The organism is Aeoliella straminimaris (genome assembly GCF_024054565.1).
Lineage (GTDB): Bacteria > Planctomycetota > Planctomycetia > Pirellulales > Lacipirellulaceae > Aeoliella > Aeoliella straminimaris.
This window is the reverse complement of sequence record NZ_JAMXLR010000091.1, coordinates 1-21,048: the sequence shown is the minus strand read 5'-3', so window position 1 is coordinate 21,048 and position 21,048 is coordinate 1. Positions and strand designations below refer to the sequence as shown.

The 21,048-nt window shown below is 59.8% G+C and carries 18 protein-coding genes; 12 read left to right on the top strand and 6 right to left on the bottom strand.

The genetic code is table 11. The features are described 5' to 3' along the window. Positions 1 to 34 precede the first annotated feature (34 nt). The 3 genes from NG895_RS25390 to NG895_RS25380 all read left to right on the top strand — a co-directional run bounded on the left by NG895_RS25390 (position 35) and on the right by NG895_RS25380 (position 3,322). Positions 35 to 970: a UbiA family prenyltransferase gene (locus NG895_RS25390; protein WP_252855361.1), complete on the top strand. Its 936-nt coding sequence runs from the start codon at positions 35 to 37 to the stop codon at positions 968 to 970. Further along, positions 970 to 1,812 (top strand): sugar phosphate isomerase/epimerase family protein, encoded by an 843-nt coding sequence (locus NG895_RS25385; RefSeq protein WP_252855360.1) that lies wholly within the window; start codon positions 970 to 972, stop codon positions 1,810 to 1,812. Before NG895_RS25390 ends, NG895_RS25385 begins: the two co-directional genes overlap by 1 nt. A 160-nt stretch (positions 1,813 to 1,972) precedes the next feature. Beyond that, positions 1,973 to 3,322 (top strand): alkaline phosphatase family protein, encoded by a 1,350-nt coding sequence (locus tag NG895_RS25380; protein ID WP_252855359.1) that lies wholly within the window; start codon positions 1,973 to 1,975, stop codon positions 3,320 to 3,322. A gap of 62 nt (positions 3,323 to 3,384) precedes the next feature. On the opposite strand, the gene NG895_RS25375 is transcribed toward NG895_RS25380, so the two are convergent. From NG895_RS25375 to NG895_RS25355, 5 genes are all read right to left on the bottom strand, one after another. Then, entirely contained in the window at positions 3,385 to 3,843 is a 459-nt protein-coding gene (locus tag NG895_RS25375; RefSeq protein WP_252855358.1) for a hypothetical protein, read from the bottom strand. Between the two features lie 39 nt (positions 3,844 to 3,882). Beyond that, the gene (locus NG895_RS25370) at positions 3,883 to 4,137 is read right to left on the bottom strand and encodes a hypothetical protein (protein WP_252855357.1); all 255 of its coding nucleotides are present in this window, start codon (positions 4,135 to 4,137) and stop codon (positions 3,883 to 3,885) included. A gap of 494 nt (positions 4,138 to 4,631) precedes the next feature. Further along, on the bottom strand, positions 4,632 to 5,930 hold the full coding sequence (locus NG895_RS25365; protein WP_252855356.1) for a hypothetical protein: 1,299 nt from the start codon (positions 5,928 to 5,930) through the stop codon (positions 4,632 to 4,634). Between the two features lie 94 nt (positions 5,931 to 6,024). After that, a complete protein-coding gene (locus NG895_RS25360; protein ID WP_252855355.1) occupies positions 6,025 to 6,837 on the bottom strand; it encodes a TatD family hydrolase in 813 nt (270 codons plus the stop codon). A gap of 54 nt (positions 6,838 to 6,891) precedes the next feature. Continuing rightward, the gene (locus NG895_RS25355; RefSeq protein ID WP_252855354.1) at positions 6,892 to 7,149 is read right to left on the bottom strand and encodes a hypothetical protein; all 258 of its coding nucleotides are present in this window, start codon (positions 7,147 to 7,149) and stop codon (positions 6,892 to 6,894) included. Between the two features lie 203 nt (positions 7,150 to 7,352). Between NG895_RS25355 and NG895_RS25350 the strand changes: the two genes are divergently transcribed. Together NG895_RS25350 and NG895_RS25345 are read left to right on the top strand one after the other, a co-directional pair. Next, complete coding sequence (locus NG895_RS25350) at positions 7,353 to 8,954, top strand: HEAT repeat domain-containing protein (protein WP_252855353.1); 1,602 nt, start codon at positions 7,353 to 7,355, stop codon at positions 8,952 to 8,954. Then, the gene (locus NG895_RS25345; protein ID WP_252855352.1) at positions 8,951 to 9,496 is read left to right on the top strand and encodes a hypothetical protein; all 546 of its coding nucleotides are present in this window, start codon (positions 8,951 to 8,953) and stop codon (positions 9,494 to 9,496) included. Before NG895_RS25350 ends, NG895_RS25345 begins: the two co-directional genes overlap by 4 nt. Positions 9,497 to 9,542: 46 nt before the next feature. Here NG895_RS25345 and NG895_RS25340 read toward each other — a convergent pair whose 3' ends face one another. Then, positions 9,543 to 10,922 carry a coiled-coil domain-containing protein gene (locus NG895_RS25340; RefSeq protein ID WP_252855351.1) on the bottom strand — a complete coding sequence of 460 codons (1,380 nt, stop codon included), beginning with the start codon at positions 10,920 to 10,922 and terminating at the stop codon, positions 9,543 to 9,545. A gap of 182 nt (positions 10,923 to 11,104) precedes the next feature. On the opposite strand from NG895_RS25340, the gene polA reads away from it, so the two are divergent. From polA to NG895_RS25305, 7 genes are all read left to right on the top strand, one after another. Next, positions 11,105 to 13,906 carry a DNA polymerase I gene (gene polA / locus NG895_RS25335; protein ID WP_252855350.1) on the top strand — a complete coding sequence of 934 codons (2,802 nt, stop codon included), beginning with the start codon at positions 11,105 to 11,107 and terminating at the stop codon, positions 13,904 to 13,906. Between the two features lie 106 nt (positions 13,907 to 14,012). After that, positions 14,013 to 14,627: a dephospho-CoA kinase gene (gene coaE / locus NG895_RS25330; RefSeq protein WP_252855349.1), complete on the top strand. Its 615-nt coding sequence runs from the start codon at positions 14,013 to 14,015 to the stop codon at positions 14,625 to 14,627. A gap of 294 nt (positions 14,628 to 14,921) precedes the next feature. Then, positions 14,922 to 16,403 carry a transcription termination factor Rho gene (gene rho / locus NG895_RS25325; RefSeq protein WP_252855348.1) on the top strand — a complete coding sequence of 494 codons (1,482 nt, stop codon included), beginning with the start codon at positions 14,922 to 14,924 and terminating at the stop codon, positions 16,401 to 16,403. Between the two features lie 122 nt (positions 16,404 to 16,525). Further along, positions 16,526 to 16,993, top strand: a complete 468-nt coding sequence (gene ribH, locus NG895_RS25320; protein WP_252855347.1) for a 6,7-dimethyl-8-ribityllumazine synthase — start codon at positions 16,526 to 16,528, stop codon at positions 16,991 to 16,993. 125 nt (positions 16,994 to 17,118) lie between these two features. Further along, on the top strand, positions 17,119 to 17,520 hold the full coding sequence (gene nusB, locus NG895_RS25315) for a transcription antitermination factor NusB (protein ID WP_252855346.1): 402 nt from the start codon (positions 17,119 to 17,121) through the stop codon (positions 17,518 to 17,520). Positions 17,521 to 17,673: 153 nt separating this feature from the next. After that, positions 17,674 to 18,603, top strand: coding sequence for a signal recognition particle-docking protein FtsY (ftsY, locus tag NG895_RS25310; RefSeq protein ID WP_252855345.1), 930 nt, complete (start codon positions 17,674 to 17,676; stop codon positions 18,601 to 18,603). A gap of 451 nt (positions 18,604 to 19,054) precedes the next feature. Continuing rightward, on the top strand, positions 19,055 to 20,551 hold the full coding sequence (locus NG895_RS25305) for an ammonium transporter (RefSeq protein ID WP_252855344.1): 1,497 nt from the start codon (positions 19,055 to 19,057) through the stop codon (positions 20,549 to 20,551). Positions 20,552 to 21,048: the final 497 nt, after the last annotated feature.

Sequence of the window (21,048 nt, the reverse complement as noted above, 5' to 3'; positions counted from 1 at the left end):
CAACAATCGATCTAACTGGAAACGCTTACTAAGCATGTCGACTCTCTCTACAGTTCGAAATTACGCCGAGTTGATGCGCGTGGCGAACGTCTTCACGGCCGTGTCGAACGTGTGGATGGGTATGATCCTGTCGACCGGTCACTTGCCCGGTTGGACCGCGGTGGGGGTCACTGCCACCAGCGTACTGCTGTACCTGGCGGGCATGGTGCTCAATGATCTATACGATGCCGAACTCGATACGAAAGAGCGCCCCGAACGGCCGATTCCGAGCGGACGCATACCCATTTCCCACGTGCGGATTCTTGGTTGGGGTCTGCTGTTCGCTGGCGTGTGCGCGGGGTGGTTTGTGTCGCGAGTCACGCCAACCTTGGCGCCCGGCATCATCTCCTGGTGGCTTGCCGGTTTGATCGTGGCCTACGACATCGGGCTCAAACGCAGCACGCTGGGGCCGGCTATCATGGGTGGTTGCCGATTCATGAATGTGCTGCTCGGCCTGAGCGTCGGAGCGGAACAGCTTCAATGGGGTTTCCTGCCCGCCGACCAGCTCATTCTGCCCGCCATCGGCATGGGCATTTACATCTGGGGAGTATCGTGGTTCGCCCGCAGCGAAGCTACCGAGAGCAATCGCAAACTGCTGGCGATGTCGGCCGTAGGCGCCACGTTGGGCATTGTGTTCATCGCCGCAATGCCCTTCGTGCAAGAAGCGGCTGCCAGCCAACTGAGACTTCACCCGTGGGGCTGGGTTGCCTTATGGGTGCTGGTGGCCGGCACCGTGCTCCGCCGCATGGTAGTCGCCATCCTGCAGCCGTGGCCCAAGCACGTGCAACGCGCGGTCGGCTATGCCATCCTGTCTGTCATTGTTATCGACGCGGCGGTGTGCCTGGGCTACGCTCAGCCGTACTGGTCGTTGGCCGTGCTCGCACTGGTTGCTCCGGCGATGCTGTTGTCCCAATTGTTTAAGGTCACCTGATGCAGTGGGGCTATAACACCAACGGACTGGCCGACCTCCCATTGCCAGCCGCCATCGAGCTGGTGGCCGAACTCGGTTATGCAGCGGTCGGCATCACGCTCGACCACCACACCATCAATCCCGCAGGCGAAGACCTGGCCCGACAGATTGTCGAAACACGCGGGCTGTTGACCCGGTACCATCTCACTTCGGTCGTGGAGACCGGCGCCCGCTTCCTGCTGGATCCCCGCCACAAGCATCAGCCGACGATGGTCTCGCCTGCCGAAGCCGACCGGCTGCGGCGGGTAAACATGCTTCGCAAGTCCATCGATATCGCCAACCTGCTCGGCGCCCACTGCGTTTCATTCTGGTCCGGCACGCCAACGGACGATGCCCCGCGTAGCGAGCAACTGCGGCGGCTGGTCGAGTCGCTACGTCCGGTGATCGAACACGCCGCCGCGCAGCGGGTGGTGCTCGCCTTCGAGCCCGAGCCTGGACACCTGATCGACACCATGGCGTCCTACTCCGAGCTATTGGAGTTGCTGCCGCAGGAGCTAGCCTCCGAACTGAGGCTAACCATCGACATCGGCCACCTGCACTGCCTGGGCGAGACTCCCATCGCACAGCAGCTGATGGACTGGAGCGACCGGCTCGAGAACATCCACATCGAAGACATGCGAGCCGGTGTGCATGAGCACCTGCCCTTTGGCGAGGGTGAAATCGACTTCCCGCCGGTGATCGCGGCGCTCGAAGCGATCAAGTTCAAAGGACCCGTAACCGTCGAGCTTCCGCGGCACAGTCACATGGGACCTGAAATGGCAGAGCGATCCCTAGCGTTCCTGCAAAAGATAGGCGGCGGGTAGTTTGCCGGGTGGCTGGGGTCTAGTGCAACGAGCCTCCAGTTCACAACATGCTGGGGGCTCGCGGAGCTCGACCCCAGGCACCCCAAACGAGTTTCGCAACTGCAAACCTCCGATTTGATAACATTAGCGTGCATTAGCGGTCCTTACTCACGAGCTTACCATGTCCGACCACGTTGTTTTGCTTTCCATTCCCGGCCTGCGGGCCGAGGACGTCGCGCGGATGCCGAACCTGCAGAAGCTCACGGCCGGCGGCGATCGCGCCCCGCTGGTGGCGGGTTTTCCGGCCGTTACTTGTGCCGTGCAAGCGAACATGACCACCGGCTTGCCGCCATCGGAGCATGGCATGGTGGCCAACGGTTGCTACTGGCGCGATGCGCCGCCCGCTGGCAGCGAAGACAAGGCCGGCCAGGTCGAGCTGTGGACCATGTGGAACGATGTCATTCAGCGGCCGCAGCTGTGGGACCTGCTGCACGAGCACGACGAATCGATCACCTCGGCCATGTGGTTCGCCCTGAATAACAAGGGGTGCGGGGCCGACTACATCTGCACGTTCGCGCCCATTCATAATCCCGACGGCAGCGAATCGCTGTGGTGCTACACTCGGCCCGAAATGCTGTACGGCGACCTGCGAGATGCGTTCGACCACTTTCCGCTCAAGCACTTCTGGGGCCCACTGGCCGGCATCCCCTCGTCGTCATGGATTATCTCGTCGGCCATTTGGACGGCCGGGCACCATCGGCCCAACTTCTGGTACATCTACATTCCGCACCTCGACTACGCCACGCAAAAGAACGGGCCCGACTCGCCCGAAGCGGCGAAGGCGCTCGAGGAACTCGACAACGAGCTTGGTCGACTGATCACCGAGTTTACTCGCATTCACGAGGGGAATTCTCTCTTGTGGCTGGTGGCGAGCGAGTACGTCGTCTCGCCGGTAGATCACGTGACCTACCCGAACCGTGTGTTGCGGGAACTGGGAATGCTGGAACTGAAAGACGTCGATGGCACCGAGCAACTCGATTTCGCCGGCAGCCGCGCGTTTGCCCTGGCGGACCATCAACTGTCGCACATCTTCGTCAATGGCCAGCAGCACATCGGCCCGATCGTCGACCGCTTCAGCCGCGAGCCGGGCATTGCCGAAGTGCTGACGCGGGACCAGCTCGACCGGTACGAGCTCAATCACCCACGCAGCGGCGACGTGGTACTGGTGTCCGAGCCGAATAGCTGGCAAGCGTACTATTGGTGGCTCGACGATGCTCGCGCGCCCGACTACGCCCGCAAGATGGACATCCACCGCAAACCGGGCTACGACCCGGTGGAACTGTTCTTCGACCCAGTGACCAAGGGCATCCCGCTCGACGCCACGCTGGTGCGAGGCTTACACGGCGCGCCGGTTCGACACGAGTCGCAACAGGGCGTACTGCTCTCCAGCGAGCGGGGCGTGTTCGTCGAACAGCCGATGGCCGATACCGACGTGGCAGGCATCGTGCTGCGGCAGTTCGGGGCGGGGTAGGGCCTCTGCGCGCTCGTAGCCGAACAAACGTAGCCGGATTCGCAAGAATTCGGATTGCCGGTCTACTGCGCGGCACCCTCAAGTTCGTCGATCCGTGAGTGCCCGATGACTCCGCGCACGACGTCACCAAGCGTCGCCCAATTTATGTCCCAGCGGATATTCAACTCATCCGCCAAGCGGTCGCCCAGCGTATCATAGGCGTCGTCACCATTCGAGAACCAGGAGTGCATGCCGAGTTCATCCCAGAAGCCGTCCTTCATGCGAAGACAGGTCGGTGGCACCACATAGCAGTCGCCGGCGATAATCAATGCTTCCCGCACCAACTGGCGCTGCTCGTTGCTCAACGCTTCCAGCTGTGACAACTTCAGCCACTCATCGAAATCAAGCTCATCCCGTGTCGAGGTGATGCGTAGCGCGCGACGTCGCGATGCCCGCAACTCGAGCGCGACCAATGCCATCAGCAGCATACCTACCAGGACCGCAACACCCCAACTGCCTATTGCCAAGATTGGCTGGCTCATCAGAATTACGTTCAGACTCTCCATAAGCCGCTCAGTGGCTCACTCCACGTCGACCTTCGCTATTCGATACCAGCCTGCAAACAGGAAGACCTCGCCGAGGAAGAAGACGAGAACCCATAGGCCGATCTGTTGTGTAAGACCCATGGGTTCGGCAAAGTCGATCTTGCTCACCTTGTAAGTAAGCAGTGGCACGAGGATTAATTGGTGAAACCACGTATACCGCCAGAACGAAACGAAGTCGCTCTCTTTTGCATCGGACGATGCCGCTTCGCTTTGTTGGCTGTGTGGATTCATGAATAGTAAATATAGACAATAGACTCTCGTTTCCCACCCAAGCTCCGAATTCTTGCGAATCCGGCTACATCAATGGGGTAGCAGTTCTGGGTTGTAGTTCACTCCCTGCTGCCGGCCGGGGAAACTGACCCAATTTTTCTCGGCGGCGTGTAGGAATTTTACACGACATCCGCGAAAATACGGGGTGCGAAACAGGCAGACTCCGTAGCGACCGTCGCCAGACGGTGGATGCTCCTGGGTAGTCATGCGCGGTGGGAGCAGCGCGTCGTGGTGGGGTGGTCCACGCTCTGGCGAGCGTAGCTACGAGCAGCGCCTCAGAGATATCCCCCAACATGCGGAGAACAACACACCGGGTTTTGGTCCACTGTGAATGAATAAACCCAGTAAAACAAGCGTTTCTTGCCGGCGAGGTGGGACAAAACGCTTGGAGTTTTGGGCCCATGAATGTAAATGGCCAGAAGTTGGCCCAAAAGATATTGACCCAAAACACGGCGCTACCGGTCGCGGTCGAACAGGCCTGGTAGCTCGTAGGTGAGCGTGTCGGCCATCCAGAGGGCTTCGCCTTTGGTCAGGGAATCGATATCCAGCAGCGTTGTGTTGCTGGTGTCGATCAGGGCCAGGCGGTACTCGCCCGAGTTGGTGCCCCCGGTGGCAAATTTGACCGGCGTGGTCGAGTTGTCGGAATTGTTTTTCGAAGCCAGTTCAATGCGATCGAGCCTATCGAACTCGCACCGTTTGGTGCGGCCGAACAGCGGCGTCCACCAGCGTCGCTCGATCTGCCCCAGACGAAATTTGCATCGCGTGCCCCAGGCCGGTGCGGTGAGGGCGGCTAGCAGCGTAAAGAGCATCACCAGACCAATGACTTCGAACGGAATGAGGAACAGTGCCAAGAACCACCGAAAGTCGTTGATCAGCTCCCAAACGAACACTCCGACTATGCCGTTCCAGAACAAGCAAATGAACAAACTGCCCCCGATGGCCACCAGCGACCAGCGTCCGCGATTGGTGAATACCAGCCCGCTACCTTCGTGGGTGAGTTGCCACCTGGAGTCGGACGGTTGCTCCCAACGGTCGCGACCAGGGACAAAAACCATGGCGTGGCCAAGGCCTTCATCGGTGTCGCTTTCTTCGTCTACACCTTCATATAACTTGCCTTGGAACGAATCGTCGTCAAATGCACTGGCAAGGCTTGCGTTGGTAAGCGGATCGAGTTCGCCAGACGGTTCGGCATCGCCATCCCGTTCGCGCATGGCTTCGGTCGTGGCCATGGCGGCCCGCTCGGGCGACATCTGGTTGAGGCACAGGTTGATCGTTTCGGCGAGCCACTCCCCCTCGGGCACTTCGATGCCCTTGGCAAACTTAACTGGATCGCCCAACGTGCTGATGCGAATGAGCCAGGAGTATTGGGGCATGTCGTTCGAGTGGTGCGTGCACTCCTCGACCAGCTGTGCCACGGCCACTTCATCGAGCGGCACGACGCGATGCTTCAACGGAACGAGAGCCCGCGAGGTGGCCTCCAACGAATCCCGCGTCAGCACGAGCTGATGCCGACCGAACAACAAGTAAACAAGCAGCCCCGCAACCACGAACCACGCGGTGAAGAACGGGACGGAGAACAGCAACATGAACCACTCGAAGTCGGTGAGCAGCTTGTAGAGCATCACCCCGCAGCCAGCAGTCCAGCCGGTGAGCCACAACATGAGAAACAGCGAGACACCCAACATGGGAGTCCGCCACGCCATGGTAAGCTCGTTGCCCACCAAGTCGATCTTTACCCGCGGCTTGGCGGGCATAGGAGCTTTGGTTTCGAAGAGTGGCGAAGTCATAAGCTTCCGTTTTCCGACGAGGTGTAGCTCGTCGGCTGCGGGCCACGGAACTCTTTACGCTCTACTTCGCGACCTGGAACTCGAAATTGGCACTCTGGCTGAAGAACTTCAGCGGATTTTCGTACACCACCTGGCGGATCAGCGCCTCGGAGTGGCCTCGCTTGCGCATGGCCATGATGAAGTCGGGCACCGCGGTCGGCTTCGATGGACCCCAGTCGCCGGCCGAGTTCACCAGCAGGCGTTCGGGCCCGTACATCTCCACCATATCGGCGGCGCGGTCGGGCGTGCACTTGCTTACGGGGTACAGCGTCATGCCGGCCCAGAAGCCTTCTTCGAGCACCGGACGGACCGTATGCTCCTCGACGTGGTCGACCAGCACGCGGGTGCGGTCGATGCGGGAGTCGCCAGAGAGCATGTCGAGGATCATCCGCGTGCCCTGATACTTGTCTTCCAGGTGCGGTGTATGAATCAGGATCTGCGACTGGGTGCGGACGGCAAGCTCCAGGTGCTCGAGGAAGACGGTGGCCTCGTTGCGGGTGTTCTTGTTGAGGCCAATCTCGCCAATGCCCAACACGCCCGGTCGATCGAGAAACTCGGGGATCATGTCGATCACTTCGCGCGAGAGCGAGACATTCTCCGCCTCCTTGGCATTGATACAGAGCCACGTGTAATGCTGGATGCCATACCACCCGGCCCGCTTGGGTTCGAACTCGGTGAGCTGCTCGAAGTAGTCTCGAAATCCTTCGACGCTGCCGCGATCGTACCCGGCCCAGAAGGCGGGCTCACTCACCGCAACGCACCCCATCTTGGCCAGGGTTTCGTAGTCGTCCGTGGTACGCGAGACCATGTGGATGTGTGGGTCGATGTACTGCATGGCAGGGAGTCGGGGGTGAGGTGGGAACGGAGGTGTCGGGGCGAGCAGCGGCGACTAGACCTCCATGTTTTCGCGCCAACTATCTTCGTACGCGCGGCTGAAGAGCAACTGAATCCGCTCGGCACGATTCGGCCCTGGCCGGAGCAAGGTTTCGATCGCCCCGCGGAAAGTCTCCATGGTGCCAGCATCGGCCAGGGGTTCGGCCCCGCGGTCAATACGATCGAGACCAGCGGCCACCTCCAACAGCTTGGCACGCAGGTTGAGAACTTCGGCCTCGAGTACTTGTTGGGCGGAACGATCAGCGCGGTTCATGGGGTAACTCCAGCCAAGGTCGGCATTTTGACATATCCTTTAGTTTGCCTACCGCACACCTGCTACGCAACGCCCGTTGCGGTAGACCATCGCTACAACCGTCAAAACCGGACGAGCTTTCAACCCACGAGCTCCAAATTGCCGACGTTGTCGAAGGCATCGCCACCGGAGGCGTCATTCCCGTTAGGTAGGTCCAATTACATATGGCCGCTCTCGGCTTCCAACGCACACTGAGCAAACTTTGGCGCACGCCGAACCACACGGCGGCCGAAGTACTGGTTGAAGGGATTTTAGGCCCCTCGTCCGCGGTGCGCAATGGCGCCATCGCGGCTCTGCTGCGCCGCCGAGACGAGACCAGCCAGCGGGCATTCCTTCGCATATTCCCCCAGCTCACCGAGCCGGAGGTCGCTTCGCTGGGCGACAGTTCGCCCCGGCTGCGAACGACGCTCCGCAAGTTGCTGGCCGAACACGATAACGAATCTTCCCGCCTGGCGTGCCACTACGTGATCACTTGTAGGGCGTTCGACGAATTCCCCGCCCTGGTTACCGCGGCTAGCGATCCCAAACATCCCGGCGGCGAGGCCATGGCAAGCATTGCGCTCGACCTGGCCAGGGCATTGCACGACGAAATCGTCGCCTATCGCGAAAGCCCCCGGGGGCGCGATCCTTCGTTCGCCCGTCGTTGGGCCCTGGCAGCTCTCTCTTCGGCGGTTGATCACTTCAGCTCGCATCGCCGCGTCGAGTTGGTGGAAGCCTTTCTGCTGATCACGACGCCCAGCAACCATACGCTCACCAGCTTGCTCACCGATACGGAGCATCCCGGCCACAAGCCGCTGATGACGCTGCTGGAGAGCAGTCCCTCGGAAGGTGCCATCGAGGTGCTGGCCAAGCTATTCGACAATCCCGGCACGCCGTTGACGTTACTGGAAACCGCCGCGGCGCGCAACGACGTACACTTCCGCAGCGTATTCCTGAAAGCCTTGGGGTACCCGGCCAGCCCCCGCGCGCTGGAGAACGTGGGGCGATTGAAGAGGTTGCCCATGCTGGAAAAGGTGACGGACGACTGGTTCCGTTTGTCGCCCGAAGCACAGGCTGTAGCGGTGGAGTTGGTAAGTGCTTCGCGGCTCTCCCGACGAACGAAGCTGGGGATCTACGATCAGATACTCGAGCGCGGCACTCCTTACGCACGAATGGCCGCCTGCGATGCGTTAGGCAACATCGAACTGCCAGAGGCTACCGCGCGACTGACCAACTTGCTGAACGATTCCGATCCTCAGATGGTAGCCTATGCTGCTCGTTCGCTTCGCCATCACGGGTTCAATGGCGCCGTCGAGCGACTGGCAGCGCTGCTAGACCACGCGGATGATACGGTTCGTCGGATTGCCAAAAAGAGCTTGGGCGACTTTACCTTCCTGCGCTATGCCGGAAAGTTCGACAGTCTCGACGAGAGGTCTCGGCGTGAATTGGGGCGGATTGTCCGCACGACCGACGACTCGGCCGTCGAACAAGTACGTCGCGAAGTCAGCGCGGCCGTGTTGCCCAGGAAGCTCCGTGGACTGCAAATGGCCACCGCCATGGGCGTCGTGGACGACATGCTGGAGTCCATCATAAAGCAGGCCAATCACCAGGATGCAGCCGTGCGAGCCGAGGCGGTGCAAACGCTGGCCGGATCGAACACCAGCCAGGCCGGCACGGCTATACGCCGGGCCGCGACCGACGCCAACGCCTTGGTTCGCAACCGAGCGGCCGCCGCGCTGCGGGTGTTCGAAGCACGCGAGGTGCAACCCATGGAGGCTGCGCAGTGACGACGCTCAACTCAACATTGCTAACATGGATACCCCTGGCCAATCGCGAGGCCTGGCAAAGCCTTGGCGATCGCTTTAGTGGCGACCACGCGAAGTTCAATCTGGGCGACTTGTGGGCACTGCTGGGCATCCTGCTGGCTACCCTTGCCCTGGTGTGGCTACTCAACTGGCTCTACCGCCGCCAACAGGCACGTCGGATGAGCAACGAACCACACCATCTGTTCATCGACATGTGCCGTGCGCACCGGCTTTCACGTCGCGAGCGCAATCTGTTGCTACAGCTTCGCGACGAGTTAGACCTGCCGATGGCCGCCACTTTGTTTGTGCGGCCCGACTTGCTGGCGACCGAAAATCTACCGACGGACAACGAAAAAGATCTGGCTGTCTACGAACGCCTGTCGACCAAGCTGTTCGCCGGACTCGAGGCACTCCAGCCAAGGCAAACCACGGCAGCAATGCCAGCAGTATCGAGCACCGCCACTCAGTTGGTCGTGGCGCCAACGACCGCTGTCGTGAGCGTACCCGTTCAGCAGACACAGTGACGACCTGAGCCGGCGAGCTTGAGATAAAGGACTGCTCCTGTAAACCTTACGGAGTGGAGTAGTTAACTCGCGGACGCAGATCGCCGCGTGACGGGGCGGGGCGGGGACGGAAGTCGTTGGCATTGACGCCAGCTCCCAGATTCACTGCCCGATTGTCTGGCTTGTAACCCATCTGGTTGAGGAAGTCGGTGACCGAAATCAGTTCGACACCCATCGCGTTGGCTTCGTTGTGCATTTTGTCCCAAGTGTCGCGGAGCGCGGAGTCGTTGGTCCGGTCGGAGCGTTCGCCAAAGACCATGAAGCGAGTTTCGGCCGTCATCTCGCCTTCGAGCTCGTTTGTTTCCGGGTTGGGATAGGCATCCACCACACCACCGTTGAGCTCAATCAGATCCTTGGCCAGTTGCAAGTCGCTCTGGCCGTCGTCATCCAGGTCGATGAGCCCCGTCAAGGCAAAGTGCTGTGGCTTGCCATGGTGCCACACCTGGCTATAGATGTAGTCGCCCGGCAGAATTGGGTTCCGTGGGTCGTCGTCGGTCACGCGGCACTCGGCCATGTGCTCGCCAAGCATGCGAACCACTTCCACAGCACCCTTCTTCTCCGCCTTGCCGGCGTCGGTGTCTTCGTTGTCGAATACGCTAAACGTGACCTGTTGTCGCAGGGAGTCGGCCGAACCGATGTTGATCCACACGGTGTTGTTCGATTGATTGACCCAAGTGATTTTGCCATCGGCAATCTCGAACGAGAAGTCTTCCTGCTTCCGCTCTTCCTTTAGCTGGTCGATCGTACGCTGCCGTTTGCTGGCCTCTTCCTGTGCCTCGTTACGGGCAGAGGTCAGCTGGGTGCGTTCCTGCTCGAAAGCGGCCGTCTGGTCGGAGATTTGCTTTGCCAGGGCCGATTTACTCTGCTCCAGAGCAGCTCGGGCATCGGTGAACTGGTTCCGCTGGGCGGCTGCCGCCTGCTCGATCTTCTCTTTGTCGGCCTGCAACTGGGCGATCTGCGCCTGATGGCCCGCTTCCACTTCGCGAAGCTTGGTTTCCAGGTCCTTGTTCTTTTGCTTGTCGACTGCCTGGGCTTGAGCTAATTCCAGGTTCGACTTGTACATCAGTTCGAGCGCGTCGCGGTAATTCCTCTTATCTTCGGCCAGCGTACCAGCCATCCGATCCATGTCGGCCTTCACCTGCGTGCTCACGGTGTCGAACTCCGCGAACTGCTCGAAGCCCATCCACTGTCGCAACTGCTCGTTTTCGACCCCCATGTTATTGGCCGCGGAGCGTTGCGAGTCGCGATCGTCGGTCATCGCATCCAGTTGCTGACTGGCATCGCTGGCTTGCTTATAGAAGTAGTACGTGAACGCCATGAACCCCACCAACAGGATAGCGAACACAATGAGGGCGATTTGGAGCGTCTGATCCTGACGGGCGGCCATCGAGATACCTATGCGGGGAAAGGGCGAGGTGGGACGGGCGAGCTGTGAAGTATGGCTACAGTCTGAGCCCAGCGCTCGACGAGGTTGCTTTCAGTGTTCCGATAAGGTCGAGTCGAAATCGACCTAAGTCCAATTTAGTTAGGGGATTAACGCGTGTCAACGAAACGCATATAACGGATCGCATGAGACAGCAGCAACTGCCCGGCCACGACGAGCCTCAGGCCCTGGCCACTCCGGACAACACCAATTCTGCCCCCGCCGAGGGCGAGACGGTCTACGTGATCGACTCGCATTCGCTGATTTTTCAGGTGTTTCACGCCATCGGCGAGATGACCAGCCCGCGGGGCGAGCCCGTCTCGGCGGTATACGGGTTCCTGCGAGACGTGCTGTTCCTAATCGAGGACCGGAGGCCAGACTACCTGTTTGCGGCGTTCGACATGCCGGGGCCGACTTTTCGGCACGACCTGTACGATGCGTATAAGGCTGACCGCAGCGAGATGCCCGAGGACCTCGTTCCACAGATTCCCAAAATCGAACAACTGCTGTCCGCCCTGGCCGTGCCAGTGATCGGCAAGCCGGGCTACGAGGCAGACGACGTTCTCGCAACCATCGCCAAAGTGTGCGACGAGCGGGGCCTCCGCTGCCTGTTGGTGACCGGCGACAAGGATTGCCGACAACTAATCACCAAAAACGTACTTATCTACAACATACGAAAGAACCTAGAGTTCGGTTCGGCCGAATTGTACGGCGATTGGGGCATTCGGCCCGATCAGGTGGTCGATTTTCAGTCGCTGGTGGGGGACAAGGTCGACAACGTGCCGGGCGTGCCGCTGATTGGTCCTAAGATCGCCCGTGAACTACTGGAGACCTACGGCACCCTGGACGACATACTAGCCAACGCCGCTAACGTAAAGGGAGCCAAACGCAGCCAGAACCTGCAGAACCACGCTGATGACGCCCGAATGTCACGCGATCTGGTGCGGCTGGACGCGAACGTACCGGTAGATCTCGACTGGCAAATGGCCCGCCCCGGGGCTTACGATCCGCAGCGCGTCGCCGAGTTGTGTAGCGATTTCGGCTTCAAGGCTCTGGGCGATCGCGCCACGGCTCTGGCCGGCGGGGCCAAGAAGCCGGTAGCGGCGAATCTCGACACTCAATACGAAGTGGTCACGAGCATCGAGCGGCTCGGCGAGTTGGTCGAACCAATGCAGTCGTCCGGGCTGCTTTCGGTCGATACCGAAACGACCAGCGTCAATCCGCGGGCTGCCCAACTAGTGGGCATTTCGCTCGCCTGGGAGCCGGGCACGGCCTACTACGTGCCGATTCGAGCTCCCGAAGGAGACACGCAGTTGGACGAACAATCGGTGTTGGATTGCCTACGTCCGGTGCTGGAGGATGCCTCAATCGCCAAGGTGGGGCAAAACCTGAAGTACGACATCACGGTACTGCGGACCGCCGGATTGAAGCTGGCGGGGGTGGACTTCGATACAATGGTCGCCAGCTACTTGCTCGACGCGGGCGAGCGTTCGCACAATATGGACGAGCTGGCAAGGAAGTACCTCGACCACCAAACTACCAAGATCGACACCCTGATCGGCAAGGGCAAGAACCAGAAACGGATGGACCAAGTACCAGTCGCACAGATTGGCCACTACGCCGCGGAGGATGCCGACATCCCGCTGCGACTTCGACCGCTGCTGGAAGAGCGACTGGTGGCGGAGGAGCTGGACGAGCTGAATTCCACCCTGGAAGTGCCGCTGATCGACGTGCTGGCCGAGCTGGAATTCAACGGTATTCGAGTTGATGTCGCTCGCCTTCAGGAGCTGAGCGTCGAGTTCGGCGGGCGACTGCAGACACTGGAAGAAGAGATCGAGGAGCTGGCCGGCCACCCATTCAACATTGCCTCGCCCAAGCAGCTCGCACAGGTTCTGTTCAATGAGCTCGGGCTGCCCGTGGTGAAGAAAACCAAGACCGGGCCCAGCACCGATGCCAGCGTGCTGGAGGAACTTGCACCCCAACACCCGCTGCCGGCCAAGATCATCGAACACCGTGGCTACGCCAAGCTAAAAGGGACGTACGTCGACGCCCTGCCAACGATGGTGCATCCCGAGACGGGGAGGGTGCACGCCTCCTTCAATCAGGTCGTGGCCGCCACAGGGCGGCTCAGCTCCAGCGATCCCAACCTGCAGAATATCCCCATCCGCACCGAGGCCGGACGCCAAATCCGCTCGGCGTTCACCGCGGGACAGGAGGGCTGGAAGCTGCTGGCCGCCGACTATTCGCAGATTGAACTGCGGGTGCTCGCCCACTTCTCCGAAGACGAAACGCTGTGCGAGGCGTTCGCCAGCGGGCAGGACATACACACGCTGGTCGCCAGCCAGGTGAACGGCGTGGCCTTGGACGAAGTAACCAGCCAGATGCGACGCGGCGCCAAAGCGGTGAACTTCGGCATCATCTACGGGCAGAGCCCCTTCGGTCTGGCCAAATCGCTAGGTATCTCCAAGGACGAGGCCGCCCGGTTCATCAACGAGTACTTCGCCCGCTATCCAGGTGTGGAAGACTTCATGCACCGCACGCTGGCCGATTGTCGTCGCGACGGATTCGTCAAAACACTGCTGGGTCGCCGGCGGGCGATCACCGGAGTCCGCCCCGCCGCGAAGTCGAAGGACGCCCTGTTCGAGGATCGCCCCGCACCGCTGCAGTTGAACCTGCCCGAGCGGACGGCCGTGAACACGGTCATTCAAGGCACGGCAGCCGACCTGATCAAGCTGGCGATGCTGGCAATCTACCGCCGCATGCGAGATGAGGAATTGCAGGCGAAGATGATCCTCCAGATCCACGACGAACTGGTGTTCGACACACCGGATGAGGAACTTGGCACCCTCCGCGAGATGGTAGTGGCCGAAATGGCGGGCGTCTACGATTTGCGAGTTCCTCTGGCAGTTGACGTCAAATGCGGCGTAAACTGGGCGAATTGCGAGTAAGTCGTGTTGGCGTAAGTGACCGAATTCGCAAGAATATCGGACCTGCTTGTTCAACTCCGGATTCTACTGAATCCAGCTACCTTGGACCTTTGCCCCCTGTCTGTTGATGTTCACAATCGGTCTCGTCGGCGGCGTAGCTAGTGGTAAGTCGACCGTGGCGGAAATGTTTGCCGAGCTCGGCGCCGTGGTTATCAACGCCGACGCCATGGCCCACAACGTGCTTGCACAGCCGGAAGTCCGCGACCAACTGGTCGCCCGTTGGGGAACCGGGATTCTGGCCGGCGACGGTACCGTGAACCGGTCGGCGATCGCGCGATTGGTGTTCGGCGACTCGGCCGACGCGGAGGAGCAGCGCCATTACCTGGAGAGTGTTATCCATCCCCTCACTCGCAGGGCGGTCGAAGACAAGTGCGAACGCCTGGCCGCCGAGGGCAAAGAAGTGTTCGTCATCGACGCGCCGCTGCTGTTGGAAGCTGGCTGGGATAGCACCTGCAATACGGTGCTGATGGTAGATACACCGGACGACCTGCGTATCGCCCACGCCCGGCGGCGAGGCTGGGCCGTCGAGGAAATCGATCGTCGCGAAGCGGCACAATTGCCGCTGGACATCAAACGACACCGCTCCGATGTGGTGATCGACAACAGCGGCGATCTGCACCAGACGCGCAAGCAAGTGAGTATTTTCTGGCGCGAGGTAGTGGTGCCTCAACTGGGTGACTGAACACCAGTACCGTGGTTGTCCGCATCGCCATCTCTGCATGTATCTGGTGCATTCGCGAGTGGCGGTTTCACCTATCCGAATTGTGAATTTTCGCCAATGCTAGCGGAATGGCCTAGATTTCGCTTCCCATGACGTATAGGTTTTTGCAATAATAGTTGGTGACCTGAGGCGGTGGAACATTTCGCATGAATCCCCCCCCTCCGCATCCTTTTCAACTATCCCCCCCACCCCCCGGCGGTGCCTTCCGCGCGTCGCCAAACCGGAACCCTTCCTCCTCCAGGAGTCATCGTCATCATGGCCGACACGCATGGCCGTGGAGCGCGCAACGACCGCTCCCACACGCCACACCGTAGGAAACGTCAGAGCCCCTCGAACGGACATCACATCGATCCCGCCTTACTTGCGAAGCTCGACCGCGAAGAACCGCTAACCATCGCCGAAGAACTCGACAAAGCCGCCGAGCGCGTCCGTCGAGCCGGTGCGGCTATTGCCAAAGGCGATAAGCTGGATAGCAATGTCTACGTGGCCGAACTGCAGCAGATGACCATGCCCGAGCTCATTGCAACCGCCGAACGAGAGCAGGTCAAAGACACCACGGGCCTGAAAAAACAGGACCTGATCTTCCGCATTCTCAAGGAGCGGGTGAAGCTCCAGGGCATGATGGTAGGGCAGGGCACCCTCGAGATCCTGCCCGACGGGTTTGGATTTTTACGGAGCCCCGATTACCACTACCTGTCGTGCCCCGACGACATCTACGTGTCGCCCAGTCAGATTCGCCGCTTCGGCTTGAAAGACGGTGCCACGGTCTGCGGTACCATCCGCCCACCGAAGGAAAACGAGCGATATTTCGCCTTGTTGCGGGTCGAATCGATCAACGACGACGATCCCAATCTGCTGGCCCGCAAAGTGTCGTTCGACGATTTGACGCCCATCCATCCGGATGGACGCATCAGCATGGAGACCACCGCCGAGGAAATCGACATGCGCGTGGTCGACATGATGGTACCCATTGGCTTTGGCCAGCGTGGCCTGATCGTCAGCCCGCCCCGGGCTGGTAAGACGATTCTGCTGCAAAAAATGGCGAAGAGCGTCCTGGCCAACTATCCGGATGCCTACGTCATCATGCTGCTTATCGACGAGCGGCCTGAGGAAGTCACTGACATGGAGCGAGAGGTCAAAGGCCCTAACTGCGAAGTGATTTCCAGCACCTTCGACGAAGCCGCAGCCCGGCATATTCAGGTCTCCGAAATGGTGATCGAAAAGGCCAAGCGGATGGTCGAGTACGGCCGCAACGTCGTCATCTTCCTCGATTCGATCACGCGACTCGCCCGGGCCTGGAACTCCGAGTGCCCGAATTCGGGCAAGATCCTCTCCGGCGGTATCGATGCCAATGCCATGCAGCGACCGAAGAAGTTCTTCGGCTCGGCCCGCAGGGTAGAGGAGGGCGGTTCGCTCACCATCGTGGCAACCGCTCTGGTCGATACCGGCAGCCGCATGGATGAAGTGATCTTCGAAGAATTCAAAGGTACCGGTAACCAGGAGATCGTGCTCGACCGCTCGCTGGTCGACAAGCGAATCTGGCCCGCCATCGACATTGACCGCAGTGGTACCCGCCGCGAAGAAATGCTGATGGATCCCGAAGAACATCGCCGGGTGTCGATCCTCCGCCGGGTACTGAGCGAAATGAACCCGCCCGATGCCATGCAACTCTTGACCGAGCGACTCCGCAAAACCAATAGCAATGCAGAGTTCCTGATGAGCATGAAAGAGGCGTAGCACACGCTCTCTTGAGCCGTCCACAAACCGCTGATGGACGCCAATAGCCGCTAGTAATCAATTAGCGTAAATTGGCGTCTTATCAGCGGTTTTCCTTTTAGCCTTTCCCTCAGGTGGCCTCCATGCCCAACGTCATTCAGCCGGCACCAGTACCTACCGACGCCCGCTTCGCGATTATCGTCGCCGAATGGAACAAGAACATCACCGGCAAGCTGCTGGATGGCGCAGTGGACACCCTGGTGGAGCAAGGTGTGGCCGACGAGCGGATCGACGTCGCCTGGGTGCCCGGCGCATGGGAAATCCCGCTGGTAGCCATGCGCCTGGCCGAAAGTGGCCAATACGCCGCGGTGCTTTGCCTGGGGGCCGTCATTCGGGGCGAAACCACGCATGATCAGCACATCAACCGTGGCGTCAGCATGGCGATGCTGGACATCGCTTTGGAATTCGACCTGCCAGTGCTGTTTGGCGTGTTGACCTGCAACACGCTCGAGCAGGCCATCCACCGTGCCGGCGGAAACGTCGGCAACAAAGGCAGCGAATGCGCTGAAGCTGCCCTGCAAATGGTAGGGTTGTTGCAGGCTATGGAGTGACTCCGCTGCAACTTCGGAAAACGGTGCCACTACTCCGCTGGTCTCCTATCGTTAATAATTCACGGCTCGCCCTTCCTTTTTTCCTGTTCACTAGGCACCTCACCGCGTACGTTGGCCCCCGAATCATGTCCCGTCGTAGTCGTGCTCGCGAAGTCGCCCTGCAAATCCTCTTTGAGGACGACGTGAACCCGCGGGACAGCGTCGAGTCGCTCACCAGCTTCGTGAAGGCGCGGCTAAACTCGCCGGATATGGAGGATTTTTGCCTGTCACTGATCCTTGGAGTAAGGCGAAACATGGCCGAAATCGACGCGGCGCTCAATGCCATCGCTACCAACTGGACCGTCAACCGCATGGCGGCGACCGATCGAAACGTTCTGCGACTGGGCGCGTTTGAGCTGAAATTCACGGATACGCCCTACAAAGTGGTGATCAACGAAGCAGTCGAACTTGCCAAACGCTTCGGCAACGCCAACTCTGCTCAGTTCGTTAACGGCATCCTCGACAAAGTGCGGGCCAACGACGCCTAGCCCGCACAGGATGACCAAGCTCCGCAGGGCGGCGGCAAGCCTGCCCTGGCGTTTCGGCCCAATGCCCTTCCGCCTTCCGACTTCGGCCTCCGCCCCTTAGAATTGGGGGCAAACTCAATCACTCCGCCACAAATCCAGCCCCCAGCCGCTCCCATGGGTCTCTTCGATCGCATCAAAAAGGGTCTCAAGAAGACCAGCCAGGTTCTCAATACGGACGTTCGCGACTTGTTCAAGAGCGAAGGCCGGCTGATCGACGAGGACTTTCTCGATGAGCTACGGGCCATCCTCTTTAAGACCGACATGGGATACGACCCGGCCGAAGAACTGGTATCCGAAGTAGCCAAGGGTATGCGCGGCCGGGTTGTGCAGATGCAGGAGGTGATCGACGTCCTCAAGAGCAAGCTCAAGGAGCTGATGGCCCAGGACGAGTCGCCAATTCGGTTTGCCGACAGCGGACCGACCATCATTATGGTTTGCGGCGTGAATGGGGCGGGAAAAACCACTTCCATCGCCAAGCTCGCCTGCATGTTTCGCGGACAGGACAAATCCGTAGTGCTAGGGGCTGGCGATACTTTCCGCGCCGCAGCTGTCGAGCAACTTGGCATCTGGGCCGATCGCCTGGGCGTCGAATGCATCAAAGGCCCCGAGGGTTCGCATCCCGCAACCGTGGCCTACCAGGCCGTCGAGCATGCAATCAAAAGCAATGCGGATGTCTGCATCGTCGACACGGCCGGCCGGCTGCAAACGCAGAAAAACCTGATGACCGAACTCACCAAGATTCGTGACTCGATCCGCAAGCAGATTCCCGATGCCCCCCACGAGGTGCTGCTGGTGCTCGACGCCACGACGGGTCAGAACGGCATCAGCCAAGCGAACAACTTTGCCGACGCGGCCGGCTGCACAGGCATTGTGCTTGCCAAGCTCGATGGCACGGCAAAGGGCGGCGTCGTGGTCGCCATTCGGCAGCAGATCGGCCTGCCGGTGAAGTACGTAGGCGTGGGTGAACAGCACGAAGATCTAGTGCTTTTCAATCCGGACAACTTTGTCGACGAGATGTTCGACGATGCCCTGGCCGCCAACTGAGCCAGTGGTGACAAATTAGGCAGACCTCGCCGCCTAGGTAGGCTTTTCTTCTGGGCTGCCTCCTCTCCCCAGACCTCTACGAATGGCAATTCGCGGAAACCCCGTGCTAAAAAGCGCGGCCCGGTCTGCCCGCTATAGCGGCACCCCTCACAGGCCGGCCTGCCCATCGGCCATGCACGCAAAAAACTTTAGATCATTTAAGTTCTTAATTTGCAACATGTTGCGAGCTATCATCGGGCGCCCGTAACACCCTTCTGGCACGGTGCTTGCAAACCGGGTCTGGCACCAAATGTTGCTCTTGCGGCGGGTGGGCGGTCTCTAGGCCGCAATAGGTCGCTACGAGCAAGCAAGCCTGCCCGACGGGGGCAGCAACGAGGTCTGGCTGTGGGTGGAATCGATGGCAGCCCACCTCGTTTGGAAAATTCCTTCTGATCTTGCAAAGGTGTGTGCGATGAATCTGGTTTCACTACAGCGGCTGTTTGGCGTGCTTATGCTCGCCAGCATGCTCGCGCTGGTGCTCTCACCAGCGGTGAGCTACGCCCAGGACGATGATCCTGTGGCAGAAGTAGAAGTCGAAGAGACAGAGGTCGACGAGTCGGCAGACGAAGAGGCGACTGCCGAAGACGAGACGGATGCAGAGGACAGCGGCGAGTCAGTTGAGTCCGAAGAAGAGGTTCTGGCCGCCCTTGGCGAGAACTATGACTTCGCCATCAACACGCTGCTCCTGTTCCTGTCGGGTGTGCTGGTGTTCTTCATGCAAGCTGGTTTCGCCATGGTGGAATCGGGCTTCAACTCCGGCAAGAACGCCGTGAACATCTTGTTCAAGAACTCGATGGACATTTCCGTCGGCGTACTGCTGTACTACATCATCGGCTTCGGATTGATGTATCCGGGCTCATACGGTGACGTCGAAAATGGTTACTTCGCGTTTGGTGGTGTTGGACTCGATGGATACGCCCTGACAAGCGATCTGCCCTACAGTCCCGCTGCCGACTGGTTCTTCCAGGCAATGTTCGCGGCCACCGCAGCGACGATCGTATCGGGTGCAGTGGCTGGACGCATGAAGGTCGGTGCCTACCTGATCTACAGTGCCATTTTGACGGGCCTCATCTACCCAATCAGTGGTTACTGGAAGTGGGGTGGTGGTTGGCTCATGCAGTTTGAAAGCGGTTATCAGTTCCAAGACTTTGCCGGATCGGCTGTGGTGCATGCCGTTGGCGGATTCGCAGGATTGGCCGGTGCAATTGTACTTGGCCCGCGGCTGGGACGTTACGTAGATGGAAAAAGCATCCCGGTGCCAGGTCACAACATCGTGCTCGCCGGCTTGGGTGTCTTCATCCTGTGGTTCGGTTGGTACGGCTTTAACCCTGGTAGCCAACTGACTTTCTCCACCCCCGGAGACGTGGTAGCTGTTACTAACATCGCTATGACAACCACGCTGGCCGCTGGTGCCGGCGGCATCGTCGCCACGTTGGTGAGCTGGGCGATGTTTGGCAAACCCGACTTGTCGATGGGCCTCAACGGCATCCTCGGTGGTTTGGTTGGCATCACTGCCTGCTGCGACTGCATGTCGTACAACATGTCCATCCTGGTTGGTGCCATCGCTGGTGTCCTTGTGATCGTCGGCATCATGATGCTCGACAAGCTCAAGATCGACGATCCTGTTGGTGCTTGGCCGGTACACGGCCTCTGTGGACTCTGGGGCTGCTTGGCCATCGGCATCCTGCCGAACGCCCACCTGGTAGTCAATGAAGAGACCGGTATTTCGAATACCAACTTCATGACTCAGCTGATTGGAACTCTTTCAATCGCTGCTTGGGCGTTCGTCACCATGTTCATCTTGTTCTCGATCATGAAGGCCGCAGGCATCCTGCGGGTGAGTGCCGAGGACGAGCAAGCTGGTCTGGATATCAGCGAGCACGGCATGCAAGCGTACTCCACGCACTGAAAGTAGTAGAGAAGTCCAACACGGCCTCCAAAGGTTCGGGTGGGTTTACCGCCTGGCTCACCCGGACCAAGGCCGGTTTGGAAAAGAAGATAGCGGCAGACGGTAACGCGAAACACAAGCTGGCTCACATGGTTCGGGTAGGTTTACCGCCTGGCCTGCCCGAACCAGGGCCTGCTTAAGAGACGAAAGGCGTGATCACGAACACAAGCTGGCCTCAACGGTTTGGGTGGGTTTACCGCCTGGCTCACCCAAACCAAGGCCGGCCTGATACAGAGGACAAGCGGAATACGAAACACAAGCTGGCTCACATGGTTCGGGTAGGTTTACCGCCTGGCCTACCCGAACCAGGGCCTGCCTAAGAGTCGAAAGGCGTGACTTAAGGAAACACTTGCTGGCCTCTCAACAGACGCGGGCGGGTTTACCGCCTGGCCCGCCCGCGTCTGTGAGGCTTTCATCCCACCGTAGAGTGAAATCTCTGGATAAGGATGAATCACGAA